Source organism: Shewanella sp. 6_MG-2023 (assembly GCF_030547195.1).
GTDB lineage: Bacteria > Pseudomonadota > Gammaproteobacteria > Enterobacterales > Shewanellaceae > Shewanella.
In genome coordinates this window covers 26,818-42,467 of sequence record NZ_JAUOQU010000017.1, presented here as the reverse complement: position 1 = coordinate 42,467, position 15,650 = coordinate 26,818, and the positions used below count along the sequence as shown (strand labels likewise).

General features: G+C 43.7%; 19 protein-coding genes and 1 riboswitch. Of the genes, 14 read left to right on the top strand and 5 right to left on the bottom strand.

Going from position 1 to position 15,650, the window contains the following annotated elements; translation table 11 throughout:
• Nucleotides 1–153 precede the first annotated feature (153 nt).
• Nucleotides 154–287, top strand: a riboswitch (molybdenum cofactor riboswitch).
• The 11 genes from moaA to Q4533_RS11390 all read left to right on the top strand — a co-directional run bounded on the left by moaA (nt 275) and on the right by Q4533_RS11390 (nt 8,624).
• On the top strand, nt 275–1,255 hold the full coding sequence (gene moaA, locus Q4533_RS11440; RefSeq protein ID WP_102476472.1) for a GTP 3',8-cyclase MoaA: 981 nt from the start codon (nt 275–277) through the stop codon (nt 1,253–1,255). Its footprint overlaps the riboswitch before it by 13 nt.
• 64 nt (nt 1,256–1,319) lie before the next feature.
• A complete protein-coding gene (moaC, locus tag Q4533_RS11435) occupies nt 1,320–1,802 on the top strand; it encodes a cyclic pyranopterin monophosphate synthase MoaC (RefSeq protein ID WP_102476471.1) in 483 nt (160 codons plus the stop codon).
• Nucleotides 1,803–1,913: 111 nt separating this feature from the next.
• Entirely contained in the window at nt 1,914–2,162 is a 249-nt protein-coding gene (gene moaD / locus Q4533_RS11430) for a molybdopterin synthase sulfur carrier subunit (RefSeq protein ID WP_076541374.1), read from the top strand.
• Nucleotides 2,163–2,164: 2 nt separating this feature from the next.
• A complete protein-coding gene (gene moaE / locus Q4533_RS11425; RefSeq protein WP_303502762.1) occupies nt 2,165–2,638 on the top strand; it encodes a molybdopterin synthase catalytic subunit MoaE in 474 nt (157 codons plus the stop codon).
• 17 nt (nt 2,639–2,655) lie between these two features.
• On the top strand, nt 2,656–3,510 hold the full coding sequence (modA, locus tag Q4533_RS11420; RefSeq protein WP_303502761.1) for a molybdate ABC transporter substrate-binding protein: 855 nt from the start codon (nt 2,656–2,658) through the stop codon (nt 3,508–3,510).
• Nucleotides 3,511–3,513: 3 nt separating this feature from the next.
• Nucleotides 3,514–4,194: a molybdate ABC transporter permease subunit gene (modB, locus tag Q4533_RS11415; RefSeq protein ID WP_102435991.1), complete on the top strand. Its 681-nt coding sequence runs from the start codon at nt 3,514–3,516 to the stop codon at nt 4,192–4,194.
• Entirely contained in the window at nt 4,175–5,281 is a 1,107-nt protein-coding gene (locus Q4533_RS11410) for an ABC transporter ATP-binding protein (protein WP_303502760.1), read from the top strand. Before modB ends, Q4533_RS11410 begins: the two co-directional genes overlap by 20 nt.
• 82 nt (nt 5,282–5,363) lie before the next feature.
• On the top strand, nt 5,364–5,888 hold the full coding sequence (locus tag Q4533_RS11405; RefSeq protein WP_102435995.1) for a hypothetical protein: 525 nt from the start codon (nt 5,364–5,366) through the stop codon (nt 5,886–5,888).
• 11 nt (nt 5,889–5,899) lie between these two features.
• Nucleotides 5,900–6,577 (top strand): response regulator transcription factor, encoded by a 678-nt coding sequence (locus tag Q4533_RS11400; RefSeq protein WP_102476468.1) that lies wholly within the window; start codon nt 5,900–5,902, stop codon nt 6,575–6,577.
• 49 nt (nt 6,578–6,626) lie between these two features.
• Entirely contained in the window at nt 6,627–7,883 is a 1,257-nt protein-coding gene (locus tag Q4533_RS11395) for a HAMP domain-containing sensor histidine kinase (RefSeq protein WP_102435999.1), read from the top strand.
• A 60-nt stretch (nt 7,884–7,943) separates the two neighbouring features.
• On the top strand, nt 7,944–8,624 hold the full coding sequence (locus Q4533_RS11390) for a TIGR01621 family pseudouridine synthase (RefSeq protein ID WP_102531521.1): 681 nt from the start codon (nt 7,944–7,946) through the stop codon (nt 8,622–8,624).
• A 47-nt stretch (nt 8,625–8,671) separates the two neighbouring features.
• Here Q4533_RS11390 and Q4533_RS11385 read toward each other — a convergent pair whose 3' ends face one another.
• Entirely contained in the window at nt 8,672–9,868 is a 1,197-nt protein-coding gene (locus Q4533_RS11385; RefSeq protein ID WP_303502759.1) for a GGDEF domain-containing protein, read from the bottom strand.
• 139 nt (nt 9,869–10,007) lie between these two features.
• On the opposite strand from Q4533_RS11385, the gene Q4533_RS11380 reads away from it, so the two are divergent.
• Together Q4533_RS11380 and Q4533_RS11375 are read left to right on the top strand one after the other, a co-directional pair.
• Nucleotides 10,008–10,175 (top strand): YqaE/Pmp3 family membrane protein, encoded by a 168-nt coding sequence (locus Q4533_RS11380; protein ID WP_076541354.1) that lies wholly within the window; start codon nt 10,008–10,010, stop codon nt 10,173–10,175.
• 139 nt (nt 10,176–10,314) lie between these two features.
• Nucleotides 10,315–10,536 carry a DUF2986 domain-containing protein gene (locus Q4533_RS11375; protein ID WP_102436005.1) on the top strand — a complete coding sequence of 74 codons (222 nt, stop codon included), beginning with the start codon at nt 10,315–10,317 and terminating at the stop codon, nt 10,534–10,536.
• Nucleotides 10,537–10,607: 71 nt separating this feature from the next.
• On the opposite strand, the gene Q4533_RS11370 is transcribed toward Q4533_RS11375, so the two are convergent.
• The 3 genes from Q4533_RS11370 to moeA form a co-directional block, all read right to left on the bottom strand.
• Nucleotides 10,608–10,940: a DUF333 domain-containing protein gene (locus Q4533_RS11370; RefSeq protein ID WP_102436007.1), complete on the bottom strand. Its 333-nt coding sequence runs from the start codon at nt 10,938–10,940 to the stop codon at nt 10,608–10,610.
• 77 nt (nt 10,941–11,017) lie between these two features.
• Nucleotides 11,018–11,788 (bottom strand): molybdopterin-synthase adenylyltransferase MoeB, encoded by a 771-nt coding sequence (moeB, locus tag Q4533_RS11365; protein WP_102476464.1) that lies wholly within the window; start codon nt 11,786–11,788, stop codon nt 11,018–11,020.
• A gap of 38 nt (nt 11,789–11,826) precedes the next feature.
• Nucleotides 11,827–13,080: a molybdopterin molybdotransferase MoeA gene (gene moeA, locus Q4533_RS11360; protein WP_102476463.1), complete on the bottom strand. Its 1,254-nt coding sequence runs from the start codon at nt 13,078–13,080 to the stop codon at nt 11,827–11,829.
• A 137-nt stretch (nt 13,081–13,217) separates the two neighbouring features.
• On the opposite strand from moeA, the gene Q4533_RS11355 reads away from it, so the two are divergent.
• Nucleotides 13,218–13,574 (top strand): GIY-YIG nuclease family protein, encoded by a 357-nt coding sequence (locus tag Q4533_RS11355; protein ID WP_102476462.1) that lies wholly within the window; start codon nt 13,218–13,220, stop codon nt 13,572–13,574.
• Between the two features lie 71 nt (nt 13,575–13,645).
• Here the strand turns inward: Q4533_RS11355 and Q4533_RS11350 are convergent, their stop codons facing one another.
• Nucleotides 13,646–15,514, bottom strand: a complete 1,869-nt coding sequence (locus Q4533_RS11350; RefSeq protein ID WP_303502758.1) for a M14 family metallopeptidase — start codon at nt 15,512–15,514, stop codon at nt 13,646–13,648.
• Between the last annotated feature and the right edge of the window lie 136 nt (nt 15,515–15,650).

Sequence of the window (15,650 nt, the reverse complement as noted above, 5' to 3'; positions counted from 1 at the left end):
TTTACTCACCTTACCTTAAAATTGCTAAAGGTCACAGTAGCAAGTGAGATTTTAAGCTCGTGAGCTGGCTCGCAAATATTTACAGATTTTTGACTAACTGGGACAAAATGTCATAAAAAGATACTGATTCGAGCGAATTTAGGCCTATAATTAAGTCTGACGGTTCTCCGAGCTTTATGTCCTACGTCCACAGATATGGATATTTAGCCGTGGTAATTATGCCACCGGGGTCAGCAAAGAAATGCGCTTACCTCCCACACTTGGAAAGGTTAACATGTCCCAATTACAAGACAGTTTCGGTCGAAGGTTTCACTATTTGCGAATGTCAGTCACTGATGTTTGTAACTTCAAATGCACCTATTGCCTCCCAGATGGTTACAGACCTGATGGCAAACCTAAGTTTCTCGCGTTAAATGAAATTGAAAATTTAGTGGCAGCTTTTGGTGAAGTAGGCACCCAAAAAATCCGCATCACCGGTGGTGAGCCAACCTTACGTAAAGATTTCACAGATATCATTCGTATCGTTGCAGACAATGACAATATCAAAACCATTGCTACCACCACTAATGGCTATCGTCTCGAGAAAAATGCCAAAGAATGGTATGACGCCGGACTTAGACGCATCAATGTGTCGGTTGATAGCTTAGATCCTAAGATGTTTTATCAAATCACTGGTGAGAACAAATTTGATGAAGTCATGCGTGGCATTGATGCTGCACTTGATGCAGGTTTTGAGCGAATCAAAATCAATGCAGTCTTACTCAAAGGGCTTAATGATAAAGATTTGCCCCGTTTTCTACAGTGGATAAAGAATACGCCGATTGATTTGCGTTTTATCGAACTGATGGAAACAGGCTTAGGCCATGATTATTTCAACGCTCATCATCTAGCTGGACTCGATATTAAGTTAAAACTTGAGTCAGAAGGTTGGTTATATGATCTTCCTGATGTAGATGATGGTCCTGCGCAAAATTTCAGTCACCCAGATTACCAAGGTCGTATAGGGCTTATCATGCCTTATGCGAAGAACTTCTGTGCCAGCTGTAACCGTTTACGAGTGTCGGCCAAAGGTAAATTGCATTTGTGTTTATTTACCGAAACCGGTCTGGACTTACGTGACTTATTGCAACACGAGTCTCAGCGCGCCGAGTTAATTGAGCGCTTACATGGCCAATTAGCCCAGAAAAAAGAAACCCATTATCTCCACCAAGGTATCACGGGTGTCACCAAGCACTTAGCCTCTATTGGCGGTTAAGCTGCTGCGGTTTACTTATATTTGAATAATTTTTTACTCTCAAGATTCTATAAGGCAAGTTAGCATGAGCAATTGTTTTACCCATATCAATGCCGATGGCAATGCCCACATGGTTGATGTCACAGAAAAAAATATCACTGAGCGTGAAGCTCGCGCCGAAGCCTTTATTGATATGGCGCCAAGTACGTTAGAGATGATCATGAGCGGTAGTCACCATAAAGGTGATGTGTTTGCTACTGCGCGTATTGCCGGTATCCAAGCCGCGAAAAAGACCTCAGATCTGATCCCATTATGTCATCCATTAATGCTGACCAAAGTGGAAGTAGACCTTGAAGCGCAGCCAGAACTTAATCGCGTCAGGATCACCAGCTTATGTAAGTTATCAGGTAAGACGGGCGTTGAAATGGAAGCATTAACAGCTGCCTCAGTCGCTGCATTAACCATTTACGATATGTGTAAAGCGGTGCAAAAAGACATGATCATTTCCCAAGTACGTTTACTTGAAAAACGTGGCGGCAAATCAGGTCATTTCCAAGCTGAAGATTAGCCGGCAGCGCTTAACTAGCACTATCACGCTAGTTATCAATGCGAGTTAGCAACATCAGCTATAAAGATAAAATATTAGCCATTTTAAAATTTTGAAAGACGAGAGATTGACATGATCCAGGTCCTTTTTTTTGCACAAGTAAGAGAGTTACTCGGCACCGCTAAAGTAGAAGTTGCTGCTGATGGCGTTAGCAATACTGAACAATTACGTGCAGCCCTAGCCGCTAAAGATGAAAAGTGGGCTAAAGTACTCACCTCAGATAAATTATTAGTTGCCGTTAATCAAACCATGAGTTCATGGGATGCAGCGGTTAAAGATGGCGATGAAGTGGCCTTTTTCCCACCTGTCACTGGAGGCTAACCATGAGCCAAGTGAATACTAAACAAGTGGTGAGAGTGCAAACCGAAGACTTTAATGTCGCCGATGAGTACGCCGCTATTGCACAAGATAACAGTGATGGCGCAGTGGTGACCTTTGCCGGTAAAGTGCGTGACTTTAATGACGGCAGCGCAGTGACTGATCTCACCCTTGAGCATTACCCTGGCATGACTGAAGCGGTATTAGTGCAACTGGCTGAGCAAGCCTATGCTCGCTGGCCGCTGAATTATGTCACAATTATTCACCGTGTTGGCCGTATGGAGCTTGGTGAGCAAATCGTGTTTATCGGTGTTACCAGTGCCCACCGTAAAGCCGCTTTTGCAGCCTGTGAGTTCTTAATCGACTTTTTAAAAACCAAAGCACCATTTTGGAAACTAGAAGCTGGTGAGCAAGGCAATAATTGGGTTGAAGCCCGTGATTCAGATGAGCAAGCAGCCACTATGTGGAATGAATCTTAATAGCATAGGATGCTGACATGATGACGTTAAGCACGATTCGCCGTTGTTTTTCATTGAGTCAAAGGCGTCGAACCGCTTTTATCAGGGCGTTATCTAGCCTAGTGTTATTGGTGTCATTTTCATCGCTGGCGGCCAAACCTCCAGCGATTGCCGCCGCTGCGAATATTAAATTTGCCCTTGATGAAATTGTTACCAACTTCACTGCCTCAACTGGATTGCCATTAAGAGTATCCTATGGATCTTCGGGTAATTTTGTCGCCCAGATCCAACATGGGGCTCCCTTTGAAATGCTGTTAAGTGCTGATGAGTTTTATGTTCAGCAGCTGCATAAAGCGGGAAAAACAGACTCTGATGGCACCATTTATGCTGTTGGTAAGTTAGCCCTAGTTGCCCCGAAAAACTCCTCCCTAGTGCTTGATGTTGAACTTAACGGCTTACAACAGCAGTTAACTGACGGCAAGATTGCCCGCTTTGTTATTGCTAACCCTGCTCACGCGCCTTATGGCGAAAGAGCCAGAAGTTTATTGCAAGCAAAAGGCTTATGGCCGCAGTTAGAGTCTAAAATCATCATGGGCGAAAATGTCTCGCAAGCGGCGCAATTTGCCTTAAGTGGTTCTGCACAAGGTGGCATAGTGGCGCTATCGTTAGCGTCATCTGAGCAGTTTCGCAAAATGGGCAATTATATCGAAATACCCCAGTCGTTATATGCGCCGATTAATCAGCGAATGGTGATGATGCCCAATGCTGGTGCTACCACTCAGCAGTTTTATCAGTATATGCAAACCCAAGCCGCAAAAGATGTACTGCTCAATTATGGTTTTGGTTTTCCTCAGCGTGCTAATTCAAGCGCTTTTATGCAAGTCGAGAATTAATCTATGGATTGGCAATCGTTATGGTTATCAGCCAAGCTGAGTAGCGTTACTGTGCTAATTTTAGTGCCATTGGCCATTGTAGTTGGTCGACTACTGGCTTACCGTCAGTTCAAAGGGAAGTCATGGGTTGAAGCGTTAATCATGGTGCCCTTAGTGCTGCCTCCCACAGTAATAGGCTATTACTTACTGGTTGGCCTTGGCAGTCAAAGCCTCATCGGCCAATGGGTTGAGTCACTCTTTGGCGCGCAATTAGTGTTTAACTTCTCCGGTTTAGTTATTGCCTCTATTTTAGTCAATATTCCCTTTGCAGTGCAGCCAATCCAGCGGGCATTTGAAACTATCCCTCACGATATTCCTGATGCCGCCGCCTGTTGTGGCATGAGTTGGTGGCGAATTTTTGTCAAAATTGAGCTACCGATGATTTGGCCTGGGGTGTTAACCGCAGTGGTGCTGTGTTTTTCCCATGTGCTGGGTGAATTTGGTGTAGTGCTAATGTTAGGCGGTAATATTGCCGGTGAAACCAAAACCATATCTATTGCCATCTACGACAGTGTGCAGGCCTTTGATTTTGAAGCGGCTGGTACCATGTCGTTAGTGTTATTGGTCTTTGCCGTTAGTGTCTTGGCAATCACCACCAGTCTTTCAAGGCGTTTAGGAGGCGAGCATGCCAATCCGCAACGTTGATTTACATTGCCATATTTCCCAACAAGGACCGATCCCGTTAGAGGCTGACTTTAGTTGTAAAGCGGGAGAAGTATTAGCCGTCGTTGGCCCTTCAGGTGGTGGTAAAACCACCTTGCTGCGAATGATTGCGGGCTTAGGTTCAGCTCAACAAGGAGCGATTCAAAGTGGAGATAAAACTTGGTTTTGTCATCAGAAACGCATCAACTTATCACCGCAGCAACGTCATATAGGCTACGTGCCACAACACTTTGGTTTATTTCCGCACTTAACTGCACTGGAAAATGTCATTTCTGGGCTCGATCATATTCCAAAGCATGAGCGTAAAGCCCGGGCGTTAGATTGGTTAGAGCGAGTGAATTTACATGGCTTACCCGCACGCTTACCGGCTCAGCTTTCAGGGGGCCAGCGCCAACGCGTCGCCTTAGCCAGAGCGCTTGCCAGAGAGCCGGCAGTATTATTGCTCGACGAACCCTTTTCGGCAGTGGATAGAGAAACCCGTGAAAGATTATATATTGAGTTAGCACGGCTAAAATCGCAGTTATCAATTCCAGTGATTATGGTCACCCATGATATGAATGAGGCTTTATTACTGGCCGATAAAATGATTTTAATCAGCCAAGGCAAAATGCTCCAGCAGGGTAAGCCCTTTGAAGTGCTCTATCATCCTCGCAATGAAATCGTGGCAAGGCAAATGGGCTTGCGGAATATTTTTACTGCTCAAGTGTCGGGCCGAGATGCAAACGCCAATATTACTTGGCTTAAAATGGGCGACCAGATTATTGCTAGCGATAGCGCCCCAGATTGCGAAGTGGGACAAACCGTACGCTGGGTTATTCCTAACCAAGGCATTCGTTTCAGTGCTATTACCAGCGGACGCCTTTGCCGCAGTATCAATAAACTCGATATCATGATTGATTCTATGCTGGTGATGGGGGAATCTGTACGTATAAAAGCGCGTATGGCAGGGAGTGATGAGGCGTTTAATATGGATGTGCCAACGCATTTAGCCAATAAACTTAACTTACAACAAGGTTTAGCCACCACAATAGCATTGAAGTCAGAACAAGTTCATATTCTAGAATCATGATCAATTATTAATCTTACAAAGCTTGGGTCTTTTAATCGGCTTAGGTAAAGTAGCACAATTATCAATGTCTTTTGAGGCTCTCATGTTCCGTATTGTTCTATCATTGCTTGTGGTATTTCCTTCAATGGTGATGGCAACGCCTAGTATGCATACTTTGTTATCTCAAGGTGAGTACGTTGAACCAATTGTGGTGATCCAGCAAGTTGAAATGGAGCACGATGGTTTGGTTTCAGCTTTTGATATGGATATTGAAAACGATCAATTAATTTATGAAATAGAACTCATCAACTTAGATACTAACGAACTCATAGCATTTGAATTTGACGCCCAAGATGGCAGTTTGAAGAGTAAAAAGTTAAGTCAATTTGCCTCAGATGATTTAGACCAGATTAAGGCCGCTAAAGTACTTATTGAACATAACATGAGCTTTTCAGATTTGGTGAAGTTAGCGACAAAAAATAAATCTGGCTATTTAATTGAAGCAGAACTCGAACACGATTTGACCATTAGTTATTTAGAGTTAAAACTACTTAATGTAAATAATAAGCATACCATTGCTTTTGATATTGAGAATTTACGTCCATTACCCCTACTGCAGTGGGACTAAGGAACAGCACTATGCGAGTATTAATCGTTGAAGATGACGCAACAACATTACAGTATGTTGCAGAGGGTTTTACGGCTCAAGAATATCAAGTAGATACGGCAACCAACGGCCATGATGGCCTGTATAAAGCCAAAAATAATGATTTCGATATTATTATTTTAGACCGAATGCTACCCCAAATTGATGGGTTAACACTGCTAACGGCATTACGTAAAAATGGTAATGAAACCCCAGTATTAATCTTGTCAGCGCTAAGCCATGTGGATGAGCGTGTAAAAGGCCTGCGTGCCGGTGGCGATGATTATATGACTAAGCCCTTTGCGTTTGCAGAGTTGCAAGTGCGAGCTGAAAAGTTAATTCAACGCAATGCGCCTGCTTCAAATAGTACCGATCTTGAAGTGGGTAATTTGAAAATGGAGCTACTCACGCGCAAAGTGACCTTAGATGATCATGAACTTATGCTGCAACCTAAAGAGTTTCAATTACTCAAATATCTGATGGAGCATCCTAATAAAGTGATTAGCCGTACGCTATTATTTGAAGCTGTTTGGGATTATCATTTTGACCCTCGTACCAATGTGATTGATGTACATATCGCTAAGCTGCGTCGTAAGTTTGAAGAGTTAGGTCACCCAGAAATTATCGAAACCGTTCGAGGGGCTGGTTATCGCCTCTGTAAAGGGAATTAAACCCTACCAAAGTAGTGCTTGGCGGATCACGCTAATATTTTCTACTTTGGTGACCTTGTTAATTGTACTGCTGGTATCGGGTTTATACCGGCAGCTAGTCATGGAACAAGAAAGCCAAGTTGAGCAGCATCTCGCGACTGAAATGCAGCGCTACAAGCAATTAGCCCTCACTGTGGACCGTCGTAGTTTTGCGGCGCAAATTCGCGCGGCTGATCCCAAAACCGCGTTAATTGCTTGGCGTAATAATGTCGACATGGTTGGTGCCTTAAGTTTTGTACCTGACAACATGCCATTATTGCCTGAAACCCGCGATTTCCCCATTCTCACTGGCGGACCAGATAAACTGCATATTTTGACCGGAGGATTGGTGTTAACCAATTACGGTCCCGTGCTTATCGCCACCCGTACTGATAACTTAGCTGCATTGATTGATAAATTTGTTAATGCGGCCTTTTGGATGGTGGCGCTGACATTAGCAATGACCTTAGCCGTTGGTTTTATTTTCTCTAAAGCCATCTTACGGCGCTTAGTTCAATACAATCTATTGAGTCAGAAAATTGAGCAAGGACAATATGATACCCGTTTTCCTGTCAGTCATAATCAAGATGAATTTGATATGCTCGCAGGACAGTTTAATCGGGTATTAGATACCTTAGAGCACAACTTAATGTCAGTACGCGGGGTGACCGATAATATCGCCCATGACTTACGTACGCCGCTTTCGCATTTGCGCATAGGTATCGAGCAGTTACCGCAAAAACCGGCCGAGCAGGTACCTGAGCTCACCGCAATGCTGCTAGAAGAGCTAGATCATTGCTTAGCAACCTTCGATGCCATGTTGTCACTAACGCGCATTGAAGAAGGCCAGCAGACCCTTGATATGCAACCCGTCAGCTTGCAGCAGCTTTGCCAAGATTTATATGAAATGGCAGAAGTGGTAGCTGAGTCTAAACAGCAAACCCTTAATTTAGTGATTGAAAATGATGTCACTATTTCAGGGGATAAATACCTGCTATTCCAAGCATTGTTTAACCTAGTGGATAATGCCATTAAGTACGCGCCTGAAGATGCCGAAATTAGTATTGTGCAACAAGGTCGGCGGATCCAAATTATTGATAATGGCCCAGGGATAAATGCGCAAGACAAAGAACGAGTGTTTGAGCGTTTAGTGCGTTTAGATCCTAGTCGTCACCATCAAGGCACAGGCTTAGGCTTGTCGATGGTAAAAGCGATTTTATCTCGCCATCGTGCCAGTATTGAATTGGTAGATAATAACCCTGGTTTGATTGCCGATATTCATTTCTAATGTTCACTTCCAGTATTCAATGTTATTTCGCATCAGTTATTCTTTAATAGAAGCCCATTTATGTATCAGCTAGTTGAGCAACATCCCGACTTTATTATCATTAATAAATCTGCAGGGGTTCATTTTCACAGTCAAGATGGTAATGCGGGCGTAGTCGCTCAAGTTGAGGCTGATTTAGGGATTAAATTATATGCGGTACACCGCTTAGATACGCCAACTTCAGGCTTATTGATTTTGGCAAAATCTTCAGCCGCGGCTGCTATATTCACCGAGATGTTTAGCGCTCATAAGATCCAAAAATATTATTTGGCCATTGCTAAAGGTAAGCCGAAAAAGAAACAAGGTTGGGTGATTGGCGATATGGCTAAGTCGCGTCGCAGTATGTATAAGTTATTACGTTCTACTGAGAACCCCGCTATCACGCAGTTTTTTTCCCATTCAATTGCCGCTGGGACTCGGTTATATTTACTAAAACCACTGAGTGGTAAAACCCATCAATTACGGGTCGCGTTAGCCAGTCTAGCGGTACCGATTTTAGGGGATAGCCTTTATGGCGGAGAGGCATCAGATAGATGCTACCTGCATGCAATGGCGCTGCAGTTTGAATATAAAGCTACGCAGTACCAATTTATTCAATGGCCCCATTTAGGTGAGCAATTCAAACTGGCAGCAGTCACTCAGCAGCTAGCAAATGAATGGCAAAGTCCCAATGATTTACCATGGCCTGCGCCAGTAAAGTAAACGTGCTCAGAGTCATCACGCTTGCAGTAAAATGGATTTGTTAGCGGTTAAATTGAATCGCTTTGTAAGCGCATTAGGTTGGCTGATTTAACACAATTGCGACCACTGTTTTTTGCTTGATACATGGCTTTGTCGGCCAGTCCTAATAACGCTTCGGCATCGACGCCTTCTTTCATGGTGACACAGCCGATACTGGCTTCAATGGATATGGTGTTACCGTGCCAGTCCAGTTGAATTTGAGCTAATTTATGCTGCAGTTTGCTTGCCACTTGTAGGACGTTATCTTCATCGGTTAAGGGTAAGATCAGCACAAACTCTTCGCCGCCAAAGCGGCATAAATAGTCTAATTTTCGGGTCGCTGAGCTCAATTGTTGCGCCACCGCTTTAAGCACTTCATCACCAGCCACATGACCATAATTATCGTTTATATCTTTAAAGCGATCTAAATCAATCACCATCACACTGAAGCTAACCTTATCCCTTAACCAGCGTTGATGTTCAGTATTGAGTTTATGTTGCAGGGCATTACGGTTAAACAACCCTGTGAGGGCATCCTTGTTGGCGAGAGTTCTAATCTTTACGACTAGGCGATTGATAGTGTTACCAATAATAAGAATATTCACGATCAAAATAAGTGCGATATAGGTCCATAAAATAGGGATAGATTCTTTGGCATTAAAGGCGGCGTAATTGGCTACTTTTTCTGGATAGAGCGTCAAAATGAACGCTCTGATAAAAAACATGAATCCAATAGCAACAATGGGGATGACTAACCAATAAGTTGCAAAAGCAGTAAAGTTAGCTTTCAACGCGACATAGTGATCTTTGGCGAGCATAAAAAATAGTGTGGCGGCACTAAAGGATAAAATAATCATCAAGTACGCAGAGCTAGAGGCTTGTGGTTTAGCCAATAGCATTAACCCGCCAGTGATAAACAGCAGCATTAAATCATTGCGATGGCTAGAGGTCAGGTGATACAGCCGTTGTGCGCCCCAGCGTAATAAACAAAAGCCAATCAGGATGAACATATCAGCGACTAGCCAATGTAAGTAGCTGGGTTCATCTGTGCGCTGAATGTAAAGCTGCATGCCGACAAGGATAGAAAAATTAGCCAATGCAAAGCGTGAGCTGGCACTGGGCGCGACCTTCATTGGTACGACCATGATGATCCAAGCGACAGTTGCTGCAATACAAAGCACGCAAATAACTTGAATTAACACTAAGCTACTACTATTTTCTATCATTAAGCCTTCAAAAATTTATAAATATTTCAATATGAAATTGTAGGTAAAATAATCATAATGATATTTAGCGACTTTCACAATTGGTTATTATTTTTACACTAGTTAGCTTTTACTGTTGATAAAAAGGACACTGAAACTTATGGACGCAAACAAAATTCTTCTGATTATACTGGCAATTTTATTACCACCGGTGGCGGTTTTCTTGAAAAAAGGGGTCGGTAAAGACTTACTGATCAACATCATTTTATGCTTATTATTCTTCCTTCCAGGTGTGCTACATGCGATTTGGGTGGTGATACAAGATTAATTAATCTTAAAATCTAAATACCAATTTTGATGATTCAAAATTGGTATTTTTAACCGTTCAATTGTAAAATCGCCCTCCATTTGAATATCTGCAGTAAAAATATTGAATTTTTTCGGCGTAACAGTAACGAGAGTATGCAATGAATCGTCGTAAAAAAATCAACTCAACCCTGAAAGCGAAAGCCAAAAAAGCCAATGCTAAAAAAGCTGGCAGTAACAAACCGGCCTACATTGCTAAAGCCGATAGAATTAAACTTGATGAAGCTGCAGTCACTGAGGTTGCAGTCACTGAAGTTGCAGCGGTGAAACCTGATAGTGCAGTTTTACAAAGTGACTTGGTAACGGCTACCACTACAAGCTAATCCGTTTTATCACGCTGATACTTATAATTTTAGGCGCTAGCCAATTCAATTGCGCTTAGCGTTCAGTGCCACTACGATTTTTGATGGTCGCGTCTAAATAATTCCCAAGACTCCACTACTTCACCGTCGGGTAAAGTGCACAGTAAGATATCGCCATTGATGTGAGCTATGGTCGCTAAACTGCCGTCTAGCTTAAGGCAGTAATCGGCAGCAGGATTAGTTTGGTGTAACGGGGTTATATCGTCACCTGAGCAGGCCGAGAGAAGGGTAACGCTACAGCCTAAGCACAGTGTTTGCATTGGCCTTAAGTGGCAGTAAAATTCTTGAGACGAGCTTGGTGTAAATCCAGTTATCTGGCGCAGTTGTTGAATGCTTAGATGCAGTTGTTGAAGAAGAGCTGACATAACAGAGTTCCTGTTTATAAAGCCGTTTTATCTCTTCTTCAACTATAGACAAGTTTGCCTTGTTAGGTGAATTACTTCTATTGCCCACAAACGGGGCAGTGAATTTGCTTCGGTAGTTTCATTTCTCGAAACTCCATCGTCATGGCATCAATCATTAGAATGCGGCCATTAAGCCCTTGGCCCATACCGCTAATGGCCTTAATGGCTTCAGTGGCTTGAATACAACCAACTAAACCCACGACAGGAGCTAATATTCCTGATTCAACACAGGTTAGCTGCTGCTCACCAAACAGACTGCTGTAGCATTGATAGCAAGGCGACTGCGACTGATAATCAAATACCGTCACCGTGCCTTCCATACGAATAGCTGCCGCTGAAATAAAGCTGACTTTATGCTTAAAGCAGCTGCGGTTAAGTTGCTCGCGAACTAATACATTATCAGTGCAATCCAGCACCAGCATATGTGTTGATACTAACTGCTCAATGGCAGCTTCATCCAGAAACTGATTAATGGTATTGATGTAAATAAGTGGATTGAGTTGCTGTAATGTTTGCTTCGCAGAATCAACTTTTGCTTGGCCGATATTTTCATCATGATGCAGTACTTGGCGCTGCAAATTTGATAACTCCACGGTATCAAAATCCACTATGGTCATTTCACCCACACCTGCCACTGCCAGATATTGGGTTACAGTGCAGCCTAAACCGCCAGCGCCTATGACTAAGACTTTGGCTTGTTTAAGTTTCTCTTGGCCTTCGATATCCATGGCTTTAATGGATATTTGGCGGCTATAACGCAGCATTTCATTATCGGTAAGAATATCGTCAGTTAACATGTCATTGCTCATTAAGCTGCTAGCCCCTTGCTGTCGGTCATTATTAATCCTTAGCAAAGTACGCTGTTAAAGGGTTCAACTTCGACTGTGCTACCCGCTGCAACATCGCCTTGAAATTGCGCTAAGTTAATAAAGCAATTCGCTAGGCTCATTGAGGTCAACATGCCAGAGCCTTGACCGCCAGTGGTGGAAACAACTAACTCGCCATTGTCATCACGGCTAAGCACCCCACGCTGGTATTCGGCGCGGCCCGGCTGTTTACGGATAGGGCTTGAAAGTGTCGCTGTTACGATGACAGGTGCTTTAGGGGTTAAGCCCTGCATTTTGTTGATAATAGGCCAAACAAGCTTGTAGAACGTCACCATTGATGACACAGGGTTACCCGGTAAACCGCAGAATACCGCTTTACCTAATTTACCAAAGGCAAACGGTTTACCCGGTTTAATGGCTAAGCGCCAAAAGGTGATTTCACCTTCTTCAGACAAAATTTGTTTGGTGTAATCCGCATCACCCACTGAAACCCCGCCAGAGGTGAGCACGATATCAGCTTGCTCTGCTGCTTCTCTGAATGCACCTCGAATAGCTTCTTTGTCATCTTCGATGACACCTAGGTCAATCCATTCCACGTTTGCTTGGGTTAATAAGCCTTTAATTGAGTAGCGATTAGAGTCATAAATTTGCCCAGGGGCGAGATCGCTACCAACAGGTCTTAATTCGTCACCCGTTGAGAAAAAGGCGACTTTAAGCTTACGTTTTACTCTGACTTGGCTAATACCGATAGTGGCCAGTACGCCCATCTCTGCGGCGCGAATTTGAATGCCACTTTTTAACACATTGGTACCAGCAAGCAACTCTTCGCCGCGGTAGCGCACGTTAGCGCCTTTCGCTTTGGGCGCTTCAATACTAATGATGTCAGCATTGGTGGTAGTTTTTTCTTGCATCTGCACTGTGTCATAACCAGCGGGTACCGGCGCGCCGGTCATTATCCTGATACAAGTATTGGCTTGAGGCGTCCCTTTAAAAGGGTGACCCGCAAATGAGGTGCCGATAAGGGTCAGTTCAGTCGATGCTGCGCTGAGGTTTAAATCTTCAAAACGAAAAGCAAAGCCATCCATTGATGAATTATCAAAGGGAGGCAAATCAATACAAGAAGCTAAATTCTCAGATAATACTCGCCCAACTGCATCATTTAAGCTGACCATTTCATTGTCTTGGGTGGCATTAACTTGCGCTAATAACGCTTCGATAGCCTCCTGTGGCGGCATTAAATCGGGTTGTGCGCAGGCATCTGGTTGCTTTGACATCGTTGCTTCCTCACATGGCTATTGCCATATACTGATTGCACTTAGCGAGTGCTAAGATGATAAGATTTATGTTTGATTCTGCATTATGCCATGCTGGCAGCAGATAACTATGATCAGACCGAAGGTTTTTTATATCGATGCCGACCCAAAACCAACAAACTGCCAGTGACTGCAATAATAGTCTAATGACCACATCGAAAAAGCCAGCAATCGTGGCATCTGCTTGGTTTTTATATATGGTCAAATGCCATAACGGTCACTTGTATACTGGGGTTACCACAGATGTTAGTCGCCGTTTTGCTGAGCATCAAGCTGGTGGCGTAAAAGCGGCTAAATTCTTAAAAGGAAAAGGGCCACTCACACTGGTATATCAAGAGTCACAGCCTGATAGAAGTCGTGCATTGAAGCGGGAAATAGCGGTAAAGAAGTTAACGCGTAGGCAAAAGTTAGCCATGATTGCGAGTTATGAAAACGCGCAAGCTAAAGCCACTTAACAGGCGCTTATGGCGTATTAAGTGGCAATGTTTGCTGCTGTAGCTGGTTATCGTTAGCTTTAGAATTTGAGTTAGTGAGATCTCAGTACTGGATACTTCAAGTATTGCTCATCGTAATAGGGGCTACGTTGATAAAACCAGCGCAGTCTGGCTTTCGGATCTGCAGCAAAGGCTTCATCCTCTAAGGCTTTTTCAAATTCTAGTTTCAAATTATCGTCTTCAGCCAGCATTTTGGCCGCTAATGGCTCGACGGCATAGTCTTCAATGTATTCAGTACGGGTAAAGATGCTATTGAAAAAACCCCATTGAAAAAACGAATCTGCAGATTGAGGTTCCAGCAGCAAAATGGCTAAATCACCCAGAGGTTGGTTAGTGGCAATTTGAATAGTACCAGCTGGTAAAGTGGTTGTTATTTTAACTTTAGTGCTGCTAGCTTTAACCCGTTGACGACCCTCATAATCTACTGCGTTAAATTCAGGCTGACTAAATTGGTATTGCGCCGCCTTGATGGTTTTAGGCTTTTCTAAGCGAGTCATTCTTACGCCATGTATGGCTAAGCGCTCAATCACTTGCTGCCACTGGGCGGGAACATAATAGAATTTAGGCCGTTGAGTGATGATATCGGCTTCAGTGTTACCCATTAGCGGTAAGTTAGGGTATAGCTTTGGCTGGCCATTCCATCTGACCACATTTGTGCCACTAATGTCACTTTGCTCAACGCTGTAGTCAATGCCTTTAAAATCCCAACCTTGGGGTTGTTTGACGCTTTGCCAAGTTAACGCAAGCTGCTGCGGGGTGCGGTACTTATCTTCATAAATTGCCGCTGTTAATTTAGTGCCATGCTCGGCAACCGTTTTAAGGGTTTGCTCAAGCATCACGTAGGTACCAAGCACCCGTTGTTTAAAGGGTTTTAAGCTGTGGTTTTCAATTAAAATGGTCGGTAAATGGCGCGCATCACCGTAACCATTTGAAAAGCGTGGGCTTGGATTCCAGTAAGACAGCCCTTTAGACATATCGGTATTATCAATGGCAAACACTAACCCGCCAGGGACATGACCTTGCTTGGTCAGCGCCGCTTCAACTTCAGGGCGATAATAGTTTTCTAGCCAATCAAAACTTGCTGGGCTATAGCCTTGTTTGACGTTATAACCAAAGGTGACATCGTATTGGTAGTCGATGCCGTCAGTCACATGGACATCAATGTACAAGTCGGGTTGCCACAAATTGATGGCACGGATCATATGCTGTAATTCAAGGGTATCTAACTTGGCGTAATCACGGTTTAAATTAAGGTTTCTGGCGTTGGTGCGCCAGCCCATATTAACTGGCCCTCGCTGATTAACCCGATTAAACTCATCACTGCGCTCATGACCATCGACACTTAAAATGGGCACAAACAACAGATTTACCTTATCCAGTAAGGCTTTTTTGTCGCCATGGCTAATGTCACGTAGCAACATCATGCCGGCATCTTTGCCATCAATCTCGCCAGAATGGATCCCCGCCTGTACCAGGACTGTGGGCTTATTATTGCCGGCAAGCTCTTTAGCCGTGGCAGCCCCTTCTTCCGATGCGACCAGCATCCAAATATCACGGCCTTGGGGGCTTTTACCGATGGAGACTTGTTGCAGTAAATCACTGCTGTCGACCAGCTTGGTGAGCCATTGCTGGGTATCATTGTAATTAGGGCTGCTAATTAAACCGTTTTGCTCAAAAGGGGTCGCCCATGGTGCATTTTTTGATTGAATTAATGCTTTACTGGCGCCTTGCCAGCTGGCAATTGGCGGTAAAAAAGGGTCGTTTACAAAGGTGTTATTAACGCTAGGGCTGGCAGTTATTATTTTTTCCGAATGCTTACTAAGGTTTTCAGTGGCGAATGCATTGCTATTGAGCAGCAAAAATGAATTAATCACTAGAGTGGCAATGATGGCGCGGCGCATAGATATCCCTATGATATATCCAAAGTTTATTGTGTCATCTTAAATTAATTCTCTATGGAGGCAATAGCAGATTGATACTGATTAAAGGAAAGTAAATTACGCCATTAAAAAAGCCGCAACTGGGGATTTGCGGCTT

Excerpts from the sequence above, each read along its gene's own strand:
- moaA (WP_102476472.1), top strand. The coding sequence starts at position 275 with ATGTCCCAATTACAAGACAGTTTCGGTCGAAGGTTTCACTATTTGCGA.
- moaC (WP_102476471.1), top strand. The coding sequence starts at position 1,320 with ATGAGCAATTGTTTTACCCATATCAATGCCGATGGCAATGCCCACATG.
- moaD (WP_076541374.1), top strand. The coding sequence starts at position 1,914 with ATGATCCAGGTCCTTTTTTTTGCACAAGTAAGAGAGTTACTCGGCACC.
- moaE (WP_303502762.1), top strand. The coding sequence starts at position 2,165 with ATGAGCCAAGTGAATACTAAACAAGTGGTGAGAGTGCAAACCGAAGAC.
- modA (WP_303502761.1), top strand. The coding sequence starts at position 2,656 with ATGATGACGTTAAGCACGATTCGCCGTTGTTTTTCATTGAGTCAAAGG.
- modB (WP_102435991.1), top strand. The coding sequence starts at position 3,514 with ATGGATTGGCAATCGTTATGGTTATCAGCCAAGCTGAGTAGCGTTACT.
- Q4533_RS11410 (WP_303502760.1), top strand. The coding sequence starts at position 4,175 with ATGCCAATCCGCAACGTTGATTTACATTGCCATATTTCCCAACAAGGA.
- Q4533_RS11405 (WP_102435995.1), top strand. The coding sequence starts at position 5,364 with ATGTTCCGTATTGTTCTATCATTGCTTGTGGTATTTCCTTCAATGGTG.
- Q4533_RS11400 (WP_102476468.1), top strand. The coding sequence starts at position 5,900 with ATGCGAGTATTAATCGTTGAAGATGACGCAACAACATTACAGTATGTT.
- Q4533_RS11390 (WP_102531521.1), top strand. The coding sequence starts at position 7,944 with ATGTATCAGCTAGTTGAGCAACATCCCGACTTTATTATCATTAATAAA.
- Q4533_RS11385 (WP_303502759.1), bottom strand. The coding sequence starts at position 9,868 with ATGATAGAAAATAGTAGTAGCTTAGTGTTAATTCAAGTTATTTGCGTG.
- Q4533_RS11380 (WP_076541354.1), top strand. The coding sequence starts at position 10,008 with ATGGACGCAAACAAAATTCTTCTGATTATACTGGCAATTTTATTACCA.
- Q4533_RS11375 (WP_102436005.1), top strand. The coding sequence starts at position 10,315 with ATGAATCGTCGTAAAAAAATCAACTCAACCCTGAAAGCGAAAGCCAAA.
- Q4533_RS11370 (WP_102436007.1), bottom strand. The coding sequence starts at position 10,940 with ATGTCAGCTCTTCTTCAACAACTGCATCTAAGCATTCAACAACTGCGC.
- moeB (WP_102476464.1), bottom strand. The coding sequence starts at position 11,788 with ATGAGCAATGACATGTTAACTGACGATATTCTTACCGATAATGAAATG.
- moeA (WP_102476463.1), bottom strand. The coding sequence starts at position 13,080 with ATGTCAAAGCAACCAGATGCCTGCGCACAACCCGATTTAATGCCGCCA.
- Q4533_RS11355 (WP_102476462.1), top strand. The coding sequence starts at position 13,218 with ATGCCGACCCAAAACCAACAAACTGCCAGTGACTGCAATAATAGTCTA.
- Q4533_RS11350 (WP_303502758.1), bottom strand. The coding sequence starts at position 15,514 with ATGCGCCGCGCCATCATTGCCACTCTAGTGATTAATTCATTTTTGCTG.